Here is an 18,911-nt window from a genome sequence, read left to right on the forward strand (position 1 = left end):
ATATTTCCCAGGGTATGATTGGACAAAATATCCAAAGGGGTGAAAGCATGGAAAAGGTGGACATCATCCACGAGTATGCAAGGTGGGGAAGTCTTGACGTTCTGGAGAACGCAAATAGATACCCAGGACCTAGTGGATTCTTTGCCTATGTAATGGAAGAAGCACTAAAAAGTAGCTTAAGCTTAATTCCAGAGGTCGGATTAAGGGCTCACTTCTCAGGAGATATTTACATCCACAAGCTCCCCTACAGTCTCTACATACCTTATTGTACAGGGCACAGCATTGCTAGATTACTAAAGAGAGGGTTGAGGACGCCAACAATAACTTCTAGACCAGCTAAACACTTCGACACCTTCGTTGATCACATTGCAAACTACCTAATAACCCTACAACACTACTTCTCTGGTGCACAGGCTTTCTCAAGCGTTGAATGGTATGCTGGACCATTCATAAGGAAGGAAAATCTAGATCTAAGAAAAGTAAAGCAAAATATTCAAAGGTTAGTCTATAACCTAAATTACCCAACAAGAATTGGCCTTCAGACCCCCTTTACGAACTTTACGGTAACTCTCGATGCTCCAAAGAAAATGCTTGAAGGAGATTACGCAATATACAATGGAGAAGAAGTAGCTCCTCTAGGTGAATATGAGAGAGAGGCTAAGATGTTCATATTGGCTCTTACCGAGGTTCTCAGAGAAGGAGATGCCCTAGGACAGCCTTTCACGTTTCCAATCCCCACCCTTATGGTAACCGCGGATATGATTTGGAATGACCCCGAAGTTTTTGAAGCTATCTTTACCACAGCTGCTAAACGAGGAAGCTTCTACTGGTTGAACACCAACGTTGTTGATCCAGATGCAAGCTATGCAATGTGCTGTAGGTTAAACATAGATAAGAGAGAATTCACATATACATTCTCGCTAGATGAAGATGTAGAGAAGCTCGAAAGGCAAAGATTTGGTGGATTATGGGCAATGCCCGATGTTACTGGTTCTGTAAACGTTACAACAGTTAACCTTCCCAGGATTGCCCTCAAAAGCAGAGATGAAGATGAGTTCTGGGAAGAATACGAAAAGACCCTCGAGATAGTTAGGATAACAACCGAATGGTTCAGAAACAGGTATGTTAAGTTGCTCTCCATGTATCCCCACATGTACAGCATGATAAGGGACTACTTAGAGGAATTTCCATCAAGCCACTTCAACACCATCGGAATCCTGGGACTTCCAGAAGCTGCCGCATTATACCTAAACTCCCCAGAGTTGTGGAAAGAAGGAAATAGAAGGGATTGGATCGAGGCTGCAAGGTTAATGAAGAGAATGGTGGAGTTTGCTACAGAAAAGGCCAGAGAATGGATGAAAGCTACAAGAGTTCCATGGAATGTTGAAGAAGTTCCTGGGGAAAGCGCAGCAGCTAAGTTAGCTCTCAAAGATATGAAGGACTTTCCAGAGTTAAAGGAATACCTAGATGACCCCGAGAATCCTATCTACTCAACTAGCATAGCCCCCTACTACGGCCCACTTGAACTAGGAGACAGGATTAGAATTGAGGAAATCGTCCAAGGAAGCTTCACGGGAGGGGTAATGATGCATATCTTCCTGGGAGAAGAGCCAGATCCTGAGGCATTAGCTGAGCTAACTAAAAAGCTAATGAAGACCAAGCTAGTATACTGGAGTTACACTCCAGCTTTAACGGTCTGCAACTCGTGTAAATCCTCCTTCACAGGATTATATACGAGTTGCCCCAAGTGTGGAAGCCACGATGTAGAGGTATGGAGTAGAATAATAGGCTATTATAGGCCATTGAAGAACTGGAATCCATATAGGAAGAAAGAGTTCTGGAGAAGGAAACACTACTTAGCCTGAGGTGTCTCTATGCTTATCGGAGGATGGAAGGCAGTAAGCATGGTAGACATTCCTGGGAAGGTTACCTTTACCCTCTGGCTTTGCGGATGCAATCTTAGATGTCCATTTTGCCACAACTGGAAGTTAGCCCAGGGAATGGAATGCTTTAAACTAGAGAAAGAGGAGTTAATTGCAGAAGTCGAGGAAAATTCATACCTAGTGGATTACTTTCATGTAACGGGAGGAGAACCACTAATTCAGTGGAGGGAGTTTCAGGAACTTCTCAGGGAGGTTAGAGAGTATCTTCCAGTAAGTCTTAACTCAAACCTAACATTAGTGAAACCGTTGGAGAAGATAATTGACCTTGTGGATCATGTGGCCACGGATCTAAAAGCTCCACCAACTGAACTTTATGGCTTACCAGAAAATGTTTCCCTCAAGCTCTGGCAACTATTTTTGAAGGGCTTAGAAATAGTCTCCGAAAATTCCATACCTCTAGAGCTTAGAATACCCGTAAGCAAGGGATTTGATATTCAAGAGATAATGAGATGGATCGAAGAAGGCCTAGAAAAGATAGACACAGATTTCTATGTTGTGCTACATCCCTTAGTGGGACCTCCCATAACAAATCCCAGGAATAAAGAGTGGTGCAACAACCACTGTTGGGCCGACAGAGAAATCGAATTAATAAAAGAAAAGCTAGAAGAGAGGGGGGTAAAGAAAGTTATCGTCAGGAAGTATTCTTAAGCTCTTCCCTTATTCTTTCTATTTCAGCCTTAGCTTCATCGAGATTGTTTTTGATAAACTCATATTTAATCTTCTCAATGAACCCCTGGGAAGTCTCCATAACAATTTCAACCTTTGAAATTTCTTTCGTGTTTGAATCAAAGGTAACGTTCCCTTCAATGTACTCAATCTTCCATACACCTTGGATGTCGTATAGAACCTTGCTGTCCTCTTTAACTATCCTTAGCACGCATTCCCCGTCACACTTTGTCTCCACTTTTGTAGAGTTAAATTCCATGTTATCAAGTAAGAGAAGCTCAATTTCTCCCCCTGGAAAAGCCATTTTCCTAGCTATGGTAACGTTGAATTCTTTAGAATCTTCATACTTCTGAGTTGTGTTATTTATCGTCATTACGAGAATCAAACTACCCTCATTGTTTTCCCATGTTATGACAGACTTTGAAATCCAATTTTCTCCTTCACTTTCCCTATAAGACAGGACTAGATTAGGATATATTACTGCCTTGCCCTTTGAAGTTGCGAGAACTTCTCTTGTTGTAGAGTTTAAAAGCTCTAAGTTCCACAAAACTCCAAGCGTTGTTGCATTTTCCAGCTTTGCATAAAGTTCTTCTTTTGGTACTTCTGCCGTTGATGTGCCTCCTCCAATACATCCTGCCACGATAATGCTAGAAACAACGACCAACACAAGCAAGGAAATTTTCCTCATAAACTTACACCTCTTCCCTCTCCAACCTTTATACTATATAAGGATTGACCGAAAAATTTATAAGCAATCCAAAGGAACCTATAAGTGGAAACTACAACAGGTAACTAAAACCTGAGAAAGATATAAAACAATAAATAAAGGAGGTGTGGGAAAATGGCCCAGTTAGCAGGCCAACCCATTCTAATTTTGCCTGAAGGAACCCAAAGATACGTTGGTAGAGATGCCCAGAGAATGAACATTCTTGCTGCTAGAATTGTTGCAGAGACAATAAGAACAACCCTCGGACCAAAGGGAATGGACAAGATGCTCGTTGATAGCCTTGGAGACATCGTAATAACAAACGACGGTGCAACAATTCTCGATGAGATGGACATTCAGCACCCAGCAGCTAAGATGATGGTTGAGGTCGCAAAGACCCAGGACAAGGAGGCCGGTGATGGAACAACAACCGCTGTAGTAATTGCAGGTGAGCTCCTAAGAAAGGCTGAAGAATTACTAGACCAGAACATTCACCCAAGCATAATCATCAAAGGTTACACCTTAGCAGCACAAAAGGCTCAAGAGATCCTCGAGAACATAGCCAAAGAAGTCAAGCCCGACGATGAGGAAATTCTCCTCAAGGCTGCAATGACATCAATTACCGGTAAGGCCGCTGAGGAGGAGAGGGAGTACTTAGCCAAGCTTGCAGTAGAGGCAGTTAAGCTAGTTGCAGAGAAGGAAGACGGAAAGTACAAGGTTGACATCGACAACATCAAGCTCGAGAAGAAGGAGGGTGGAAGCGTCAGAGACACCCAGCTCATAAGAGGTGTAGTTATTGACAAGGAAGTAGTCCACCCAGGAATGCCAAAGAGAGTCGAGAAAGCTAAGATTGCACTAATTAACGATGCACTTGAGGTTAAGGAGACCGAGACTGATGCCGAGATAAGAATTACCAGCCCAGAGCAACTCCAGGCCTTCCTCGAGCAAGAGGAGAGAATGCTCAGAGAGATGGTCGAGAAGATCAAGGAAGTCGGAGCTAACGTAGTATTCGTCCAGAAGGGAATTGACGATCTAGCACAGCACTACCTAGCCAAATACGGAATAATGGCCGTCAGAAGAGTCAAGAAGAGCGACATGGAGAAGCTCGCCAAGGCCACAGGAGCTAAGATCGTAACCAACATTAGGGACCTCACACCAGAGGACCTCGGTTACGCTGAGCTAGTAGAAGAGAGAAAGGTTGCTGGAGAGAGCATGATATTCGTCGAGGGCTGCCAGAACCCCAAGGCTGTGACAATCCTCATCAGAGGTGGAACTGAGCACGTAGTCGATGAGGTCGAGAGAGCCCTAGAAGATGCAATAAAGGTTGTGAAGGACATCCTTGAAGATGGAAAGATCCTAGCTGGCGGTGGAGCACCAGAAATCGAGTTAGCCATTAGACTCGACGAGTACGCCAAGGAAGTTGGTGGCAAGGAGCAGTTGGCAATTGAGGCCTTTGCAGAGGCTCTCAAGGTCATTCCAAGGACACTAGCAGAGAACGCTGGTCTCGACCCAATCGAGACACTCGTTAAGGTCATCGCTGCCCACAAGGAGAAGGGACCAACCATCGGTGTCGATGTATACGAAGGCGAACCAGCAGACATGCTAGAGAGAGGAGTCATCGAGCCACTAAGAGTCAAGAAGCAAGCTATCAAGAGTGCTAGCGAGGCAGCAATAATGATCCTCAGAATCGACGATGTCATCGCTGCCAGCAAGCTCGAGAAAGAGAAGGAGAAAGAAGGTGAGAAGGGAGGAGGAAGCGAGGACTTCAGCAGTGATCTAGACTGATGTCCCAAACTTTTCTCCCCTTTTTCTAATTGTCTTTTCTTCAGGAGCATTAACTTCTAGAATCTTAAATTCTTCGTCTTTTGTTTAAAACTTCTTCCAATATCTTTAAATATGACTAATTAGCTCGATCTTGGAGGGCATTATGATACCAAGAATAATGAGTACTCAACATCCTGACAACTATTCAATACCATTTTTCGCTAGCTCCCCCATACTAGAGGGAGAAGATGAGATAACGGAGGCATTCTATGCCTTCAGTGTCCTTGGAGCAGATGAACAAATGTGGGACTTTGAAGGAAAAGAAGTTGATGAATTCGTTGTTAAAAAACTTCTCGAGAGATACCCAACATTTTTCAAGAACAATATTCTTGGAAAGGATATTCGCCTGACCCCAAGAGTTCCAAACCCAAGTGTAGAAAAAGAAGAAGCAAAGTTACTTCTCGAAACCCTTCAAGGAATCGCAAGAAGTGCGGATTATGCAAGGATATTCTATGGAGATAACATAGCTCCAATATTCGAAGTAATACTTCCCATGACAACTAGTGTAGAGGAAATTGAGAGAGTATACTGGCTCTATAAGAAGGCAGTAGTTTGGATAAGCAGAGAGAAAATCTATGATATAACAGTAAGGGAGTGGATCGGAGATTTCTTCCCAGAAAAAATTAATGTAATCCCACTGTTTGAGACGAAATCCGCTCTAATCAAAGCTGCAAAAATAACAGAAGCTTACATACTAAATAGGAAGAATGACATTGAGTATCAGAGGGTCTTTTTTGCTAGAAGTGATCCCGCAATGAACTACGGTCTAATTACAGCAGTCACTTACGTTAAAAGGGCACTATATGAAGTTCTAAAGGTAGAAGAGGAGCTCAGCATTCCAATATACCCAATTATCGGAGTTGGTGGTCCTCCCTTGAGAGGAGGAATGAGACCAGATAACGTTGATGCAGTAGTAAAGGAATATCCAAGTGTCCAAACCTTCACAATCCAGAGCTCCTTCAAGTATGACTACCCAACCAAAGACGTCGTTAAGGCGGTAGAGAAAATTAAATCGACAAAAAGAAAGTTGCCAATTCCAGTTGAAATTCCTCCATTTCTGGTTAACTATGAGGCAGAATACCAAAAGCAGATTAGAATTCTAGCCCCATACATAAACAGCGTAGCAAAGAGAATACCCAGGAGAAGAAAGAGGAAGCTCCACATAGGATTATTCGGATATTCAAGAAATGTGAACGGGATAACTCTGCCCAGAGCAATCACATTCACTGCTGCCCTTTACTCCATCGGAATCCCCCCAGAACTTCTTGCATTAAACTCACTCACAGACTCCCAACTCGAAACAATTTCAGAATACTACATCAACGTATATGAAGACTTAGAATTTGCCATGAGATTTTTCTCTCCAAAAGTTGCTGAAAAGGTAGGATTGAAAGAGCTAGCAGAAAGGGTCAAGGAATTCAAACCAGAGCAAATCCCTGAGTACATTGAGGAGGCAGAAATAGTGTTTAAAGGGGAAGGAGATGTGATGAAGCTGGCCCAGTTAAGAGGGTTTCTTGGATAAAGCCCATATACCTCTACACTTTTTTCTCTGAGAGGGAGAGGAAAAATGAAGGTGGCAGTAGTTGGGAGTGGCCTCGCAGGTTTAACCGCTGCAATGTCATTGGCAAAAAAGGGAATTGAGGTTACAGTATTTGGCCCAAAACCCAAGGAATCAAATTCATATCTAGCCCAGGCGGGGATAGCGTTTCCGATAAGTGATGGAGACTCAATTATTTCTCATGTCACAGACACCATAAGAGGGGGAAAATATCTAAACGATGTTACCGTTGTATGGAATGTAATCTCCAAGTCAACAGAAGCCTATCACTTTCTTACTTCCCTGGGAATCGAGTTCACTAGCAGAGAGCTTGAAGGGGGCCATTCTTTTCCTAGAATATTCACGATTAAAAACGAAACTGGAAAGTACATAATCCCCGTATTAGAAAAGCACGCAAAAGAAATGGGTGTGAATTTCATAAGAAAATTTGCTGAGGAAGTAGCAATTCATAACAAAAAGATTGTTGGAGTTTTTGTTGAGGGAGAGCTACTTTATTTTGATGCGGTAATAATAGCTTCAGGAGGATTTTCTGGCTTATACAAATTCACCGCTGGCAACCCTTGGAACTTAGGAATTCCAATAGGAGATTTAGCACTAAAGGGAGTTCCGTTGAGGGACATTGAATTCATCCAATTTCACCCAACAGGTTTCATCGGAAAGAGAACTTACCTAATAAGTGAGGCTGTGAGGGGAGCTGGAGCAAAGCTTGTAACTGGAGAAGGCGAAAGGTTCGTAAACGAGCTAGAGACGAGAGACGTTGTTGCTAGGGAGATATACAGAAAGATGCTCGAAGGTAAAGGGGTTTTCCTAGATGCCACTGGAATTGAAGACTTTAAGAGGAGATTCCCATACATATACTCCTTCCTCAGAAGAGAAGGAATAAATCCAAAAAGAGACTTAATCCCCGTAACTCCCGTGGCCCACTATACGATTGGCGGGATAAGTGTAGATATATTCTACAGAACACCCATCAAGGGATTGTACGCCATAGGAGAGGCAGCATGTAATGGATTCCATGGAGCGAATAGACTGGCTAGTAATTCACTTCTAGAGTGCATAGTTTCGGGAATAGAGGTCTCAAGAACAGTTATTAGAGAGAAACCCAGGGGAGAAAGGAAAGAAGCCAAGTACCACGGATATGAGCCGGGAAACGTTGATGAAGTTAGAGACATAATGTGGAACCATGCAGGGATAATAAGAAGAGAGGAATCCTTAAGGCTTGGTCTCAAAAAATTAGAAAAGGTTGAGGCCGATCCAAGAGTAAAGATTCTGGCAGAAGCTGTCTTAAAGTGTGCCTTAGCGAGAGAAGAAAGTAGAGGAGCTCATTACAGAGAAGACTATCCCTATTCAAGAGAGGAATTTAGAAGGCCGAGTATTTTCCGTGTAGAAAATTGCATGCTCTAAAAAAGTTATTAAGCACAATTCCCTAATCTTCATTGGGGATTGTTATGGAAAAGGTTGAGGAGCTTAAGAAGGAGATTGAAAGGTTGAAAAAAGAGAGAAACGCGATAATCCTAGCCCATAACTATCAGCTCCCTGAAGTTCAGGATGTAGCAGATTTCGTTGGAGACAGTCTTGAGCTCGCGAGGAAGGCCACAAAAGTTGATGCAGATGTAATAGTTTTTGCTGGAGTTGACTTCATGGCGGAAACTGCCAAAATATTAAACCCGGATAAGATAGTTCTCATCCCAAATAAGAGAGCTACATGTGCAATGGCCAACATGCTTAAAGTTAAGCATATACTCGAAGCTAAGAAAAAGTATCCAAATGCCCCAGTAGTCCTCTACGTGAACAGTACAGCTGAGACCAAGGCCTATGCAGACGTCACCGTAACCTCAGCAAATGCAGTTGATATCATTAGAAAGCTCGATTCTGACGTAATTATCTTTGGTCCGGACAAGAATTTAGCTCACTATGTGGCTAAGGTCACTGGGAAAACCATAATCCCCATCCCACCGGAAGGACACTGCTACGTCCACAAGAAGTTCACAATTGAAGATGTCGAGAGAGCCAAAAAGCTCCATCCCAATGCAAAGCTTATGGTTCACCCCGAATGCAATCCAGAAGTCCAAGAGCATGCTGATATAATAGTCTCAACGGGGGGAATGATAAGAAGAGCATGTGAGTGGGACGAATGGGTTGTTTTCACAGAGAGGGAAATGGTGTATAGGCTGAGCAAGCTCTATCCAAACAAGAAGTTTTATCCAGCCAAAGAGGATGCAGTGTGCGTTGGAATGAAGGCCATAACACTGCAACATGTGTATGAATCCCTAAGGGATATGAAATATGAAGTCACCGTTCCAGAGGAGATAGCCGAAAAGGCAAGAAAAGCCATTGAAAGAATGCTTGAGATGAGTTGAGGTGTTTCTATGGAGATTCCAATTTCATACCTCTTAAAATTTGTTGAGGAAGATGCTCCTTACGGAGATATAACTAGTGAGGCAGTTATTCCCAGGGAGATGAGTGCTAAAGGGGTAATAATAGCGAAGCAAGAGGGGATCATAGCGGGAGTTGATGAAGCCAGAAAGCTCTTCGAGTACTTTGGAGTTGAAGTCAATGTAAAAAAGCAAGACGGCGAATTCGTCAAGAAGGGAGATGTAATAATGGAAGTTAAAGGAAACGCCAGGGCTATTCTGCTAGTAGAGAGAACCGCCCTCAACATAATAGGAAGAATGAGCGGAATTGCCACAGAAACTAGGAGACTAGTTGACATTGTTAGAGAAGTAAATCCAAAAGTAAAGATAGCGGGAACTAGGAAAAGTTTGTTGAGGCTTCTAGATAAGAAGGCCATCATGATTGGAGGAGGGGAACCTCACAGATTTTCCCTGAGCGATGCAATACTTATCAAGGATAATCACCTTGCCCTAGTTCCCCTAGAAGAAGCAATAAGAAGGGCCAAGGAATTCAGCGTATACAAAGTGGTGGAGGTTGAAGTTGAAAGTCTGGAGGATGCAATAAAAGCGGCAAAAGCGGGGGCCGACGTAATAATGCTTGATAACATGACGCCCGAAGAAATAGAGAGAGTTATAGAGGAGCTCAAGAAGTTGGGATTAAGGGAAAAAGTTAAGATTGAAATATCGGGAGGGATAACTCCAGAAAATATAAGAGAGTACGCAAGACTCGATGTGGATGTTATAAGCCTCGGCTACCTAACTCATTCCGTGAAGAACTTCGATGTCAGTCTTGAGATTGTGGGATGAGAGGCTTTCTCTTAACTGGCCCCCTGGGATACTCCTCCTCAAATATCTCAGCCGTAAACTTGTACACTTTTGTATCTTCATCAAGCCAGCAGTCTGGTGGCAATCCAGCTTTCCAGCACGTCTCTGCTAGAAACTCCTCCTCATCCCAACCCCACTCCACTGCCACTTGGGGAAGAAGAAGGCCCGTGTAAATTCCCTTTTCCACTATAAGCCCATCCCTTCCAACCTTTATCTTCTTAGGCCTCTCCTCCGGTGGACCCTCAATAAGTTCTGGAGGAGTTAGAACGCTGACCTCTACAACGATGTTGTTCATCTCCTCAAGCTTCACCGGTGGAAATCTTGGATCGTCAACAGCTGCGTATATAGCGGCTTTTATTGTTGCCTTAACTAGAGGGTAGATCGGCAAGGGGAACCCTATGCATCCCCTCAATGCCGCTTGTGGTGGAACATTGTGCCTGTTTAGGGTAACAAAGACTCCCATCTTTTCCCACAACTCTGGAGGGATATCTTTAGGGGGCTCTATCTCCCTCCCCGTCCTGAGGTATTCCTCTATAGCCCTCCTTGCGAGCCTTACTAGGAACTCTCCCCACTCATCCTTAATCCTATACATCTTCCCTCACCCGTATCAAGTTTATTATATCCATAACATCCTCAACATCCATCCCAAGGATATTTCTTAACTCCTTTACATTAACTTCTTTTGAAACTTTCCTTATCTCATTACTTTCAAGGAGAAAGAGTTTTATATCGTTCCCATAAGGCAAAAGATCCACTATATCCTTTCCTTCAACTATGATCACGTCTTCCCTCTTTCTAGTTTTGATAATTTCTGCTATCACCATTTTCAAACTTTCAACTTCATCTTCCTTTCCTTCAAGGATGTCCTTCAACTCATCTACAGGAGACAAATCTCCAAGGCTTACTGCCATTAGAACATCTTCCAAAACTGAGGTTGGAAGATCTCCTCTCGTTATTATGTCAAAGAGTTCCACTAAAAGTTCTTTGGGAGTACTGTAAAATTCGCCACTTGCAGTCTTTTCTCCGTCCTCAAAAACCATCTCTTCAACTTCACAAATTATTCCTTCAAGGGGAAACACAGCTTGGATGTACCTTGCAGTGGAGCGAATACCATAAAAGATATTTGAGACTTCGTCAACGTTAACAAGCTTCATGAATCCTCCCACTGATATCTTTACTTTATATGTACTGGTGGGGCCGCCGGGATTTGAACCCGGGTCGCGGGCTCCCGAAGCCCGCAGGATGGGCCAAGCTACCCTACGGCCCCTTCAAAATGGACAGGAATACATAAAATTATAAACTTTTCTCACAAGCTCTCCCTCACCCTCCTTCTTATGTTAGGATCTCTATCAGCCAGCTCCTTCAAGAATTCTTCAAAGCTCTTCCAGTCCGGAACTTCCTCATCAAGATAAATTCCAGTCCTGCCAATTCTGTCCCTTCTTGTGAGAACCTTAACCCTCTCCTCCACTATATCTACGCTAACTCCAAGAATCTTTGCCACTTCTGCCTCCCTTCCAACCACCTCCCTTTCGATGTGTCCTTTATCAGTTGGAATTATCAGAATTAACTTTTTGTTAACCCCTGGGACTCTCTGCTTGGTCTTCACTCCCCACAAGTCAAGCATTCCTCCCCACTTGTAAAACTCAAGCTCCCTATCAGTTGGATCGACTAAGAAAAACGTTACAGTTGTTTCTTCATCGATCTCTATGTGCCCCTTAATTAAGTGCCACGGAGTAGCCATTACTATTCTTCTCCTCTGAATTAAATCTCCCAAGGCGAGCTCAATTAAATAGCTTGGGACTCTATAAGGAATAACTATGTCTATGTCACTATCCCTCCTCACATCTCCCCTAGCTACGCTCCCATAAACATGAGGATCAAAATCCTTGAGGAGCTCCATTATCTTGAGAGCCTTCTCCCTCTTCTCCCAGAGAATCCTCCACCTCTTAGGAGAGTAAACTACTTCCCTCTCATCCCAAACCCTAACAACCTTTTCCCTGGGCATCAATATTACTACTTTTTCCCCATTTAATAATGTTTTTAACGAAGAAAGCTTCCTTGAATGGGGGGAGATAAATGAAGGTAATCATGACAACTAAGATTGACAAGGCTTCAATGAACATAAGGGAGAAGCTCATTGAAAACTTCGGCTTTACGGAGAGCAACCTCACATTCGATGGGAATAGGGTTTATGAGAAGGAAGACATCCTAATTCTCACCACAAACGAAGAGATGATATACTACGACTACCTCGACAAGGAGATTGAAAAGCAGACAAAGATAAAACCTGAGGTTATAGTTTTCGCATCTAGACACTCAAGTGCAAAAAAACTTCCTTCCCTAACCACCCATGTTACTGGAAACTGGGGAAAGGCAATGTATGGGGGAAAAGATGAGAGCTTTGCCATAGCATTTCCAAGCGCGATGAAGTTAGCCCTACTAAAAATGCACGAACTAAACGACCTCGGTTGGACAGTTTGTTATGAAGCAACTCACCACGGTCCAAGTGAACTGGAAGTCCCTAGCCTCTTCATAGAAATTGGATCCAGCGAAGAGGAGTGGGTTAATGATAGAGCTGGAGAAATAATAGCCGAAACAATAATGTATGTCCTTAAAAAGAGGGAGAAGTTTAAGGTCGCCCTAGGTATTGGAGGGGGACACTATGCTCCAAAGCAGACAAAGGTAGCACTTGAAAGTGACCTTGCATTCTCCCACATTCTCCCAAAATACGCACAGCCAGTGAAGAAGGAAGTTATCCTTCGCGCACTTTCAAGGTCGACTGAGGAAGTTGAGGCAATATACGTTGACTGGAAGGGAAGTAGGGGAGAGACTAGACAACTAGCTAAGGAATTAGCAAATGAGCTGGGGCTTGAATTTATAAAGGATTAATTTCATCTGAATAGTTTATTTCTTTATGCGTGCTCAAAGTAATAAGTATGAGTTCAATTTTATCACTATGTTTGTTTTTTATATAGAAATGTTTTTTAGTACTATTTTGGGTTGTAATTTTGGTGATTTGTGGTGAGGAGGAGTATTGTATTCTTTGTTATAAGTTTGTTATTGGGAGGCCTAGTTAATCCTAGTATTGTCCAAGCTAGTACTCAGGATCCCTATGAAGAGTTTTGGGAAATACTTTGGAGGGAGGCTAGGCTCGTTGGGGAGGCAGAATCTGGAAACACTACAGCAATAAACGAGTTAATAGAGAACTCCAAGGCTGGGGCTGAGAATGCCATAATAATCTCAACCCAAACCTGGCAAACCCTTCAAGAATTAAAATCAGCGGGAGTCAAATTGTACTATACTGAAGACGAGCTTAAGGAAATGATTGAGGAGATAAAGGCTAAAGGCCTCCCGCAAGAGACTGTACAAGCCTTAAAAAACGAAGGTTGGAGTGATGAAGAAATCGAGGAGTTCGAGCAGTACTTGATTGAGCATGCTGATGAAGTCAAGGGCGACTTTAACATGAGCAAATTCCTAACAGACTTCTCAAACGCATTCATTAGAATAGCATTCAAATACAACAGTTACGAGGCGAGGGCACTAGAACTAAAATACTGGAAAGACTACCAATCAAAGCCTGGAGATACTCTAATAACCCGCGAAATCCCACCACAAATTGCAAGAGAGTGGATTAGTTTTTACCGCGCTTACCTCTTTGAAGGAATTGATGAAAAACTCTCCACCATTGAAAGGTTAAAGGCTAAGGAAGTTGAAGTGATAAAATCAAACCCCAAGGGAAGGGATGGGCACGTCATAATAAGAAATTCAAACTTTTCAATTGTCTTTAACAAATTTAAGAGGATTCCAATCATCAAATGCACGTACTGGTGGAATGCAATCAAAGCCTACAACCTAACACTACAAGTTGAGTCGATATTAAAAGCCCAAAAGCTGGGAAACTCTAACCCAGAATTAAATTACCTCCTGAATCACAAGGTGGTAGAACTGGCGAGGGCATTAACGGCTGAATGTTATGGGGATGGAACAACACCAATTCCAAAGCCAATAATCACAATTCCAAAACCACCAAAAGATACGGATCTGCCATTAAATGATCAAATTGCCCGGGAGGCTTTAATGGTTGGGGAGAGTGAGGGGATTCTTGTAATTAAGGCAGTCCGCGTGAATCCAGTTGAAGTCACGAGTGAGTACGCCACTTATCAAGTTGAGGTGGAGATTGAGGCTCAGAATAATGCAGTTTACGACATTAACGTTGAGTTTGATGGAACATCACTCGAGGACACTGAAAAAGTTGGCATGCTGAATAAGGATGAGGTAAAGGTGATTAAGAGTACTGTCAGTGGGAAGGTTTACGGGAGTGGTAGTGTTACCGTTGCTGGAACAGTAAAAATCACTTACAAGTCTTACCGGGGGAATGCTCCAATGGCCATTCAAACAACTTCAATGAGTAAAAAGACCACTGAGAGAACTTATGAAGAGACAATAAGCTTGAAAGATCCAGTGGATCCTAGCAAGGTTAGCGTCACACTTTCCATTGATGGGGATCGTGTGGAGGGTAGTGCCTTAACCTTCAAGGCTCGCGTGAGGAATGATAATGAGGTTGGGATTAGTGGGTCTTGTACACTCAGCCTTGAAGTCCCAACTTCAGGCACGAGTAGGAGTTCTTACCAGAAGTCTGAAAGCTTTAACGCTGAGGGTAAGAGTACTGCTTTAGTCAATTTTGGCTCGGTTACATACTCTCGCTCTGGAACTTACAGTTACGTGCTAACTTGTAAGTTTGGACAGCATTCTAAGAGTGTAGATGGCGAGTTCACTGTAAGGAAAAAGTCTAGTGGCTCGCTAGGCATTACTACTGTAACGATAACTCCAAACTTGCCCAGGGCTGGGGAAATTGTTACATTCAAGGTTGAGGTTAAGAATTCCTACTCTAGCGGGAGGAACGTTAGCGTAAAGTTGTTCATTGATGATGTTGAGGTTGACTCTACTAGTGCTTACATTCCCCCAGACTCTACTAAAACCCTAACCCTCCAGTGGAGTGCTGAGGGTGGAGAGCACTCCTATGAAATTAAACTCTACAATCAGGGAGTAAAAGTTGAAGAAAAGAAAGGAGAACTGAACGTTTCTTCGGTAGAGTATGGGCTTTCTGGTTGGCTTGAGGTTGTTCCAAACCCGATTGAAGCGGGTAATAATGTGAGTGTTATCATTACTGTGAAGAATTCAGAGAATTACAAGCAAACATTGCCTATCGAGTTAGTTGATGATACTGGGAACGTTTGGTGGCCTCATGAGGATTATTACGGTGTTAATTATTCAATCTCGAATGGGTATTTGACAATCTACGCCAACAAGACTGCAAGAATAACTGCAACCATAGGACCCTTAACTCAAAACACGACCTTAATACTAAAAATAGGCGGGCGCCAAATGGCAAGTGAGGATGTTAAAGTCTTGGGAAGGGTTAATTGGTTAGAGTTGTCGAGAGTGTCTTGTAATGATTTGGTTTTGAAGGTTGGTGGAACTCTTGACTACAAGGGTACGGCAACGTGTGTAGTTGAGCTTAGAAATCCAACTCGGAGTGGGGTTGCCATCGAGTTAGACGAATCGAGAGTCCTCTCAATAGACTTCCCAATGGATCATTCTAATGGGGTGATAACTCTGGATACTACTACAACGATCAAAGCTGGGGAGACTGGAAATGTTTATATTACCTTTAAAGCTTGGACTTCAGACTTCACGGCATTTGCACGCTACTGGCTTCGTGGTTATTATCACCTGCCAGTAACAATTGAATTCGAGTTGAAAATGTCAAGGGGTAATAATTTCGAATACTCAAAATACGAGAAGTACAAAATCTCAACTCAAATCCAAGTAAAAACAAGCGACACAATCTACCTTGCAGTTTCAGCAGACATCGGATCATTCTTTACAGGTGGAGAAGGATTAAGGGGAATTGTAGTAGCATTTAAAGAAGGAAAACGAGCAAAAACTGTTTGGGAGATATTTAAGGTAGCACAGGCATTTATAAGAGGAATACTAAAGAAGTGGTGAGTCAAAATGGTGGGGAGTGTTTATACTCTGTTTCTTTATTTTTCCATTATTCTTGGAGTGATTGTAGGAGTTAGAACAAGGTCTTTCCATTCCTCCTTGGCGGTTTTAGTATTTTCCTCAACCTTTGTTGCGGGAATTAAGTATAACAATTCATACATTGCAATCATCTCGTGGCTTGCTCTATCTACATTATCCTCTTACTTATTCCACTTGAACGTCATAATAAAGTCCAGGAAGGATGAGAGTGTTAGCAACGTGCTTATGGGGTACCTCCTAGGATTCTTTATATTACTTACCCTCAAGCTTCATGGAGCAGGATGGATATTATCCATCTTGGCCAGTTACTGGGTCTTCTATATACTCCTAATGTTTGATTATAGCAAAAACAGAAGAGCTTATTATCTTCTTAAGACCCTCTGGATCATCTTCTCCTGGGGAGCGTTGATTGAAGCGTTTGGACTTCAGAAAGAATTGTTGCCCTTCCTTGTAGTGTATACTTTGATTTTTATCCTCTGGTTCAAGAGGCAAGAGTACAGCCCTACATAAAGTTTTTGAAAGTTAAAACCGTTTCTAATTGTTTTTCTTTTTGTGTAATTTCATGGAAAATAATGGAAAGGGTGAGTGTGCACTTTATATATATGGAGAGGCATTATACTTTGAAAGAGGCATCAAAAATCCTTGGAGTTACTGTAAAAACACTTCAGAATTGGGACAAACAGGGAAAAATCAGAGTTATCAGAACACCTGGTGGGCGAAGAAGCATTCCAGAAAGTGAAATAAAGAGGATACTCGGAATCCACGAGGAGAGAAAAGTGGTTGGTTATGCAAGAGTCTCAAGTAGAACACAAAAAGATGACTTGAAGAGGCAAGTACAGGCAATCCAACAGTATGCGAAAGAAAAAGGCTGGAATGTTGAAATCCTCAAGGACATTAGTTCGGGATTGAATGAAAAGAGGAAAAACTCCTCAAAATGGTGGCAAACAAGAAAGTGTCAAAGTCATCATCACACATCCCGACAGACTAACAAGATTTGGATTCAAAACACTCAAAACACTCTTTCAAGCCCTTGGAACAGAGATAATAATAATCAACGAAACTCAAAAAGAGCTAAGAGAAGAACTCATTGAAGACTTGATAACAATCATCTCGCACTTTGCTGGTAAATTATATGGAATGCATTCCCACAAGTACAAAGAGGTTGTAGAGAATGAAAAACAACTCCTCCAAGAATGAAACCATCGTCAAGGCATACTCAATCCCACTCCAACCTGATAAGATTATCCTAGACTTTATTGAAGAGTATCACAAACTGGCAAAAATCACTCTTGAAAAAAATCCTTAGTACTGAAAAATTCACGAAAGTCGAGAGGAAGCAACTCCGAGACAAACTCCTCAAAGAGTGGAATTATGCCGCCCACTACGTTGACTCCGCAATAAACCAAATGCTTGGGCTTGTAAAGTCCTACAAGCGGAAACTCAGGAGGGGCAAGAAAGTTCGGGAACCAAAGCTGAAGAAGAAATTCGTTTATGTAAAATCCACACTCTTCACCCTCAAGGGTTCAGTGCTGAGGATAACAATAATCCCAAGAAAATATTATCTAGAGGTGAATCTGGCAAATTATCCTTACCTACTCCCATTCCTGAAGGAATTGTTTGAGGGAAAAATAAAACTCGGTGGATTGTTTTTGTTTCCAGATAAACTCGTTTTGAACTTTGTAAAAACTGTAGAGTACTTCAAGCCAAGGGATTGGATGAGTGTGGACATAAACTTGACCAACGTTACCGTTTTGGCCAATTTAACAGTTTACAATTTCGACACTCGCGAACTGTATCACATTCACCGTGTTTACGAGGTAAAAAGACAGAAAATCCAGAAGATTTCAGCGTGGAATAAAAAACTGAGTGAAAAACTCTTGAAGAAGTATTCAAGGAGAGAGAGGAATAAGTCAAAGGATTTCCTGCACAAGTTGGCCAACAAGATTGTTGAGATTGCGAGGGAAAGAGGAATGGGTATAATTCTCGAGGATTTGAATGGTATAAAGGAGAATGTCTTGAGGGGTTCAAAGGGTTTAAATAGAAAACTCTCCAAGTGGAATGCTCGTGAATTGCAAAGGTTGATAGAGTATAAGGCTAAGTGGTTTGGTGTTCCTGTTTGTTTATGTTAATCCGAGGAATTCTTCCCGCACTTGCCCCGTATGCGGGGGTCGATTAATACCCCAAGAGGGGCGGTTAATGAAGTGCTCGAATTGTGGTTTGGTTGAGGATAGGGATTTTATTGCCGTCTTAAACCTTCGGATGTGGGGCCCTGGGGTTGCCCTGAAAGGGTTGGAGGTTCCGAGTCTCGATGAAGGGCCGATGAAGACCAATCCCTACGGGGTTATAGCAGTAGAAAAACAAAGAATTGGAATAAAATTCCACAAAATCACACCAAAACCCCCGTAGGGAGAACCCCTCACCAAAAGATTAGACTTTGAGGAAAAGATAACCTTAATAAGCTCCTGCACTTCTTCTTTCTTTGGTGACGTGAAATGGCTATACTTGGACATAACATAATAAGAGTAGAGTTTGAGAAAAACCCTGTTCCTGGGGGCCAGGTTGAGGTTTCGCTAAACCCCAAGATTGAGGAGCTCAGGCTAGGGGAGATAAATCTTCCAAATGGCAAAGTTAAGGGTATAGAGGTGGAGCTAACGTACAATATCATTTATTCTCCCGAAGTTGGAAAGGGAATGATAAGAATGATCGTCTTTTATCTTCCCAGGAATAGAGAGGATGTAGATAACATTCTCGACAACTGGGAGAAGGAGAAAAAGCTACCTGGAGAGCTCGTTGCTGAGGTAGTAAACTTTGCAAACAACTTGCTGATTCCCTTCGCTATGATGATAACAAAGGAAATGGGAATGCCATCTCCAATTCCAATTCCTAGGGTTGTAGTTAGACAGTAGGGTGAAGTTTATATATTTTTGTTTACCAAATTTTTACCCAGAGTG

17 protein-coding genes, 1 tRNA gene and 2 pseudogenes are annotated in these 18,911 nt (G+C 42.4%); 15 read left to right on the plus strand and 5 right to left on the minus strand.

Going from position 1 to position 18,911, the window contains the following annotated elements:
• Window positions 1–47 precede the first annotated feature (47 nt).
• Together ACMFNG_RS02455 and ACMFNG_RS02460 are read left to right on the plus strand one after the other, a co-directional pair.
• Window positions 48–1,865 carry an anaerobic ribonucleoside triphosphate reductase gene (locus tag ACMFNG_RS02455; RefSeq protein ID WP_014835522.1) on the plus strand — a complete coding sequence of 606 codons (1,818 nt, stop codon included), beginning with the start codon at window positions 48–50 and terminating at the stop codon, window positions 1,863–1,865.
• 9 nt (window positions 1,866–1,874) lie between these two features.
• Window positions 1,875–2,591, plus strand: coding sequence for an anaerobic ribonucleoside-triphosphate reductase activating protein (locus ACMFNG_RS02460; protein WP_011013114.1), 717 nt, complete (start codon window positions 1,875–1,877; stop codon window positions 2,589–2,591).
• On the opposite strand, the gene ACMFNG_RS02465 is transcribed toward ACMFNG_RS02460, so the two are convergent.
• The gene (locus ACMFNG_RS02465) at window positions 2,575–3,297 is read right to left on the minus strand and encodes a hypothetical protein (RefSeq protein ID WP_011013115.1); all 723 of its coding nucleotides are present in this window, start codon (window positions 3,295–3,297) and stop codon (window positions 2,575–2,577) included. The genes ACMFNG_RS02460 and ACMFNG_RS02465 overlap by 17 nt on opposite strands.
• A gap of 153 nt (window positions 3,298–3,450) precedes the next feature.
• On the opposite strand from ACMFNG_RS02465, the gene thsB reads away from it, so the two are divergent.
• From thsB to nadC, 5 genes are all read left to right on the plus strand, one after another.
• Complete coding sequence (thsB, locus tag ACMFNG_RS02470; RefSeq protein ID WP_011013116.1) at window positions 3,451–5,100, plus strand: thermosome subunit beta; 1,650 nt, start codon at window positions 3,451–3,453, stop codon at window positions 5,098–5,100.
• Window positions 5,101–5,242: 142 nt separating this feature from the next.
• Window positions 5,243–6,661, plus strand: coding sequence for a phosphoenolpyruvate carboxylase (gene ppcA / locus ACMFNG_RS02475; protein ID WP_011013117.1), 1,419 nt, complete (start codon window positions 5,243–5,245; stop codon window positions 6,659–6,661).
• Between the two features lie 45 nt (window positions 6,662–6,706).
• On the plus strand, window positions 6,707–8,101 hold the full coding sequence (locus ACMFNG_RS02480) for an L-aspartate oxidase (protein ID WP_011013118.1): 1,395 nt from the start codon (window positions 6,707–6,709) through the stop codon (window positions 8,099–8,101).
• A 44-nt stretch (window positions 8,102–8,145) separates the two neighbouring features.
• On the plus strand, window positions 8,146–9,057 hold the full coding sequence (gene nadA / locus ACMFNG_RS02485) for a quinolinate synthase NadA (RefSeq protein WP_011013119.1): 912 nt from the start codon (window positions 8,146–8,148) through the stop codon (window positions 9,055–9,057).
• Window positions 9,058–9,066: 9 nt separating this feature from the next.
• Entirely contained in the window at window positions 9,067–9,897 is an 831-nt protein-coding gene (gene nadC / locus ACMFNG_RS02490) for a carboxylating nicotinate-nucleotide diphosphorylase (protein ID WP_011013120.1), read from the plus strand.
• On the opposite strand, the gene ACMFNG_RS02495 is transcribed toward nadC, so the two are convergent.
• The 4 genes from ACMFNG_RS02495 to ACMFNG_RS02510 all read right to left on the minus strand — a co-directional run bounded on the left by ACMFNG_RS02495 (window position 9,875) and on the right by ACMFNG_RS02510 (window position 11,920).
• Window positions 9,875–10,507, minus strand: a complete 633-nt coding sequence (locus ACMFNG_RS02495; protein ID WP_011013121.1) for a TIGR00296 family protein — start codon at window positions 10,505–10,507, stop codon at window positions 9,875–9,877. The two genes, nadC and ACMFNG_RS02495, sit on opposite strands and share 23 nt — an antisense overlap.
• On the minus strand, window positions 10,500–11,069 hold the full coding sequence (locus tag ACMFNG_RS02500) for a hypothetical protein (protein ID WP_011013122.1): 570 nt from the start codon (window positions 11,067–11,069) through the stop codon (window positions 10,500–10,502). Before ACMFNG_RS02500 ends, ACMFNG_RS02495 begins: the two co-directional genes overlap by 8 nt.
• Before the next feature lie 35 nt (window positions 11,070–11,104).
• A tRNA-Pro gene (locus ACMFNG_RS02505) sits at window positions 11,105–11,182 on the minus strand.
• A 39-nt stretch (window positions 11,183–11,221) separates the two neighbouring features.
• A complete protein-coding gene (locus ACMFNG_RS02510; protein ID WP_011013123.1) occupies window positions 11,222–11,920 on the minus strand; it encodes a nucleotidyltransferase domain-containing protein in 699 nt (232 codons plus the stop codon).
• Window positions 11,921–11,991: 71 nt separating this feature from the next.
• Here ACMFNG_RS02510 and ACMFNG_RS02515 point away from each other — a divergent pair, with 71 nt between their 5' ends.
• The 8 genes and pseudogenes from ACMFNG_RS02515 to ACMFNG_RS02550 all read left to right on the plus strand — a co-directional run bounded on the left by ACMFNG_RS02515 (window position 11,992) and on the right by ACMFNG_RS02550 (window position 18,866).
• Window positions 11,992–12,804 (plus strand): D-aminoacyl-tRNA deacylase, encoded by an 813-nt coding sequence (locus ACMFNG_RS02515; RefSeq protein ID WP_011013124.1) that lies wholly within the window; start codon window positions 11,992–11,994, stop codon window positions 12,802–12,804.
• Window positions 12,805–12,936: 132 nt separating this feature from the next.
• Entirely contained in the window at window positions 12,937–15,924 is a 2,988-nt protein-coding gene (locus tag ACMFNG_RS02520) for a hypothetical protein (protein WP_014835521.1), read from the plus strand.
• A 6-nt stretch (window positions 15,925–15,930) separates the two neighbouring features.
• Window positions 15,931–16,470, plus strand: coding sequence for a hypothetical protein (locus ACMFNG_RS02525; RefSeq protein ID WP_011013126.1), 540 nt, complete (start codon window positions 15,931–15,933; stop codon window positions 16,468–16,470).
• Window positions 16,471–16,532: 62 nt separating this feature from the next.
• A pseudogene (locus ACMFNG_RS02530) lies at window positions 16,533–17,157 on the plus strand (IS607 family transposase).
• A 92-nt stretch (window positions 17,158–17,249) separates the two neighbouring features.
• Window positions 17,250–18,089, plus strand: a complete 840-nt coding sequence (locus tag ACMFNG_RS02535) for an IS200/IS605 family accessory protein TnpB-related protein (RefSeq protein ID WP_223208986.1) — start codon at window positions 17,250–17,252, stop codon at window positions 18,087–18,089.
• Window positions 18,067–18,156: pseudogene (locus ACMFNG_RS02540) on the plus strand (hypothetical protein); the annotation flags it as partial. The gene ACMFNG_RS02535 and the pseudogene ACMFNG_RS02540, both read left to right, overlap by 23 nt.
• Window positions 18,157–18,366 (plus strand): hypothetical protein, encoded by a 210-nt coding sequence (locus tag ACMFNG_RS02545; RefSeq protein WP_430515269.1) that lies wholly within the window; start codon window positions 18,157–18,159, stop codon window positions 18,364–18,366. It abuts the pseudogene before it with no gap.
• Between the two features lie 86 nt (window positions 18,367–18,452).
• Window positions 18,453–18,866 carry a hypothetical protein gene (locus ACMFNG_RS02550; RefSeq protein WP_011013131.1) on the plus strand — a complete coding sequence of 138 codons (414 nt, stop codon included), beginning with the start codon at window positions 18,453–18,455 and terminating at the stop codon, window positions 18,864–18,866.
• Window positions 18,867–18,911 lie beyond the last annotated feature (45 nt).

This window comes from Pyrococcus woesei, from assembly GCF_050496105.1.
Lineage (GTDB): Archaea > Methanobacteriota_B > Thermococci > Thermococcales > Thermococcaceae > Pyrococcus > Pyrococcus furiosus.

Excerpts from the sequence above, each read along its gene's own strand:
- ACMFNG_RS02545 (WP_430515269.1), top strand. The coding sequence starts at position 18,157 with ATGAAGTGCTCGAATTGTGGTTTGGTTGAGGATAGGGATTTTATTGCC.
- ACMFNG_RS02515 (WP_011013124.1), top strand. The coding sequence starts at position 11,992 with ATGAAGGTAATCATGACAACTAAGATTGACAAGGCTTCAATGAACATA.
- thsB (WP_011013116.1), top strand. The coding sequence starts at position 3,451 with ATGGCCCAGTTAGCAGGCCAACCCATTCTAATTTTGCCTGAAGGAACC.
- ACMFNG_RS02465 (WP_011013115.1), bottom strand. The coding sequence starts at position 3,297 with ATGAGGAAAATTTCCTTGCTTGTGTTGGTCGTTGTTTCTAGCATTATC.
- ACMFNG_RS02500 (WP_011013122.1), bottom strand. The coding sequence starts at position 11,069 with ATGAAGCTTGTTAACGTTGACGAAGTCTCAAATATCTTTTATGGTATT.
- ppcA (WP_011013117.1), top strand. The coding sequence starts at position 5,243 with ATGATACCAAGAATAATGAGTACTCAACATCCTGACAACTATTCAATA.
- ACMFNG_RS02510 (WP_011013123.1), bottom strand. The coding sequence starts at position 11,920 with ATGCCCAGGGAAAAGGTTGTTAGGGTTTGGGATGAGAGGGAAGTAGTT.
- ACMFNG_RS02550 (WP_011013131.1), top strand. The coding sequence starts at position 18,453 with ATGGCTATACTTGGACATAACATAATAAGAGTAGAGTTTGAGAAAAAC.
- ACMFNG_RS02460 (WP_011013114.1), top strand. The coding sequence starts at position 1,875 with ATGCTTATCGGAGGATGGAAGGCAGTAAGCATGGTAGACATTCCTGGG.
- nadA (WP_011013119.1), top strand. The coding sequence starts at position 8,146 with ATGGAAAAGGTTGAGGAGCTTAAGAAGGAGATTGAAAGGTTGAAAAAA.
- ACMFNG_RS02480 (WP_011013118.1), top strand. The coding sequence starts at position 6,707 with ATGAAGGTGGCAGTAGTTGGGAGTGGCCTCGCAGGTTTAACCGCTGCA.
- nadC (WP_011013120.1), top strand. The coding sequence starts at position 9,067 with ATGGAGATTCCAATTTCATACCTCTTAAAATTTGTTGAGGAAGATGCT.
- ACMFNG_RS02525 (WP_011013126.1), top strand. The coding sequence starts at position 15,931 with ATGGTGGGGAGTGTTTATACTCTGTTTCTTTATTTTTCCATTATTCTT.
- ACMFNG_RS02495 (WP_011013121.1), bottom strand. The coding sequence starts at position 10,507 with ATGTATAGGATTAAGGATGAGTGGGGAGAGTTCCTAGTAAGGCTCGCA.
- ACMFNG_RS02455 (WP_014835522.1), top strand. The coding sequence starts at position 48 with ATGGAAAAGGTGGACATCATCCACGAGTATGCAAGGTGGGGAAGTCTT.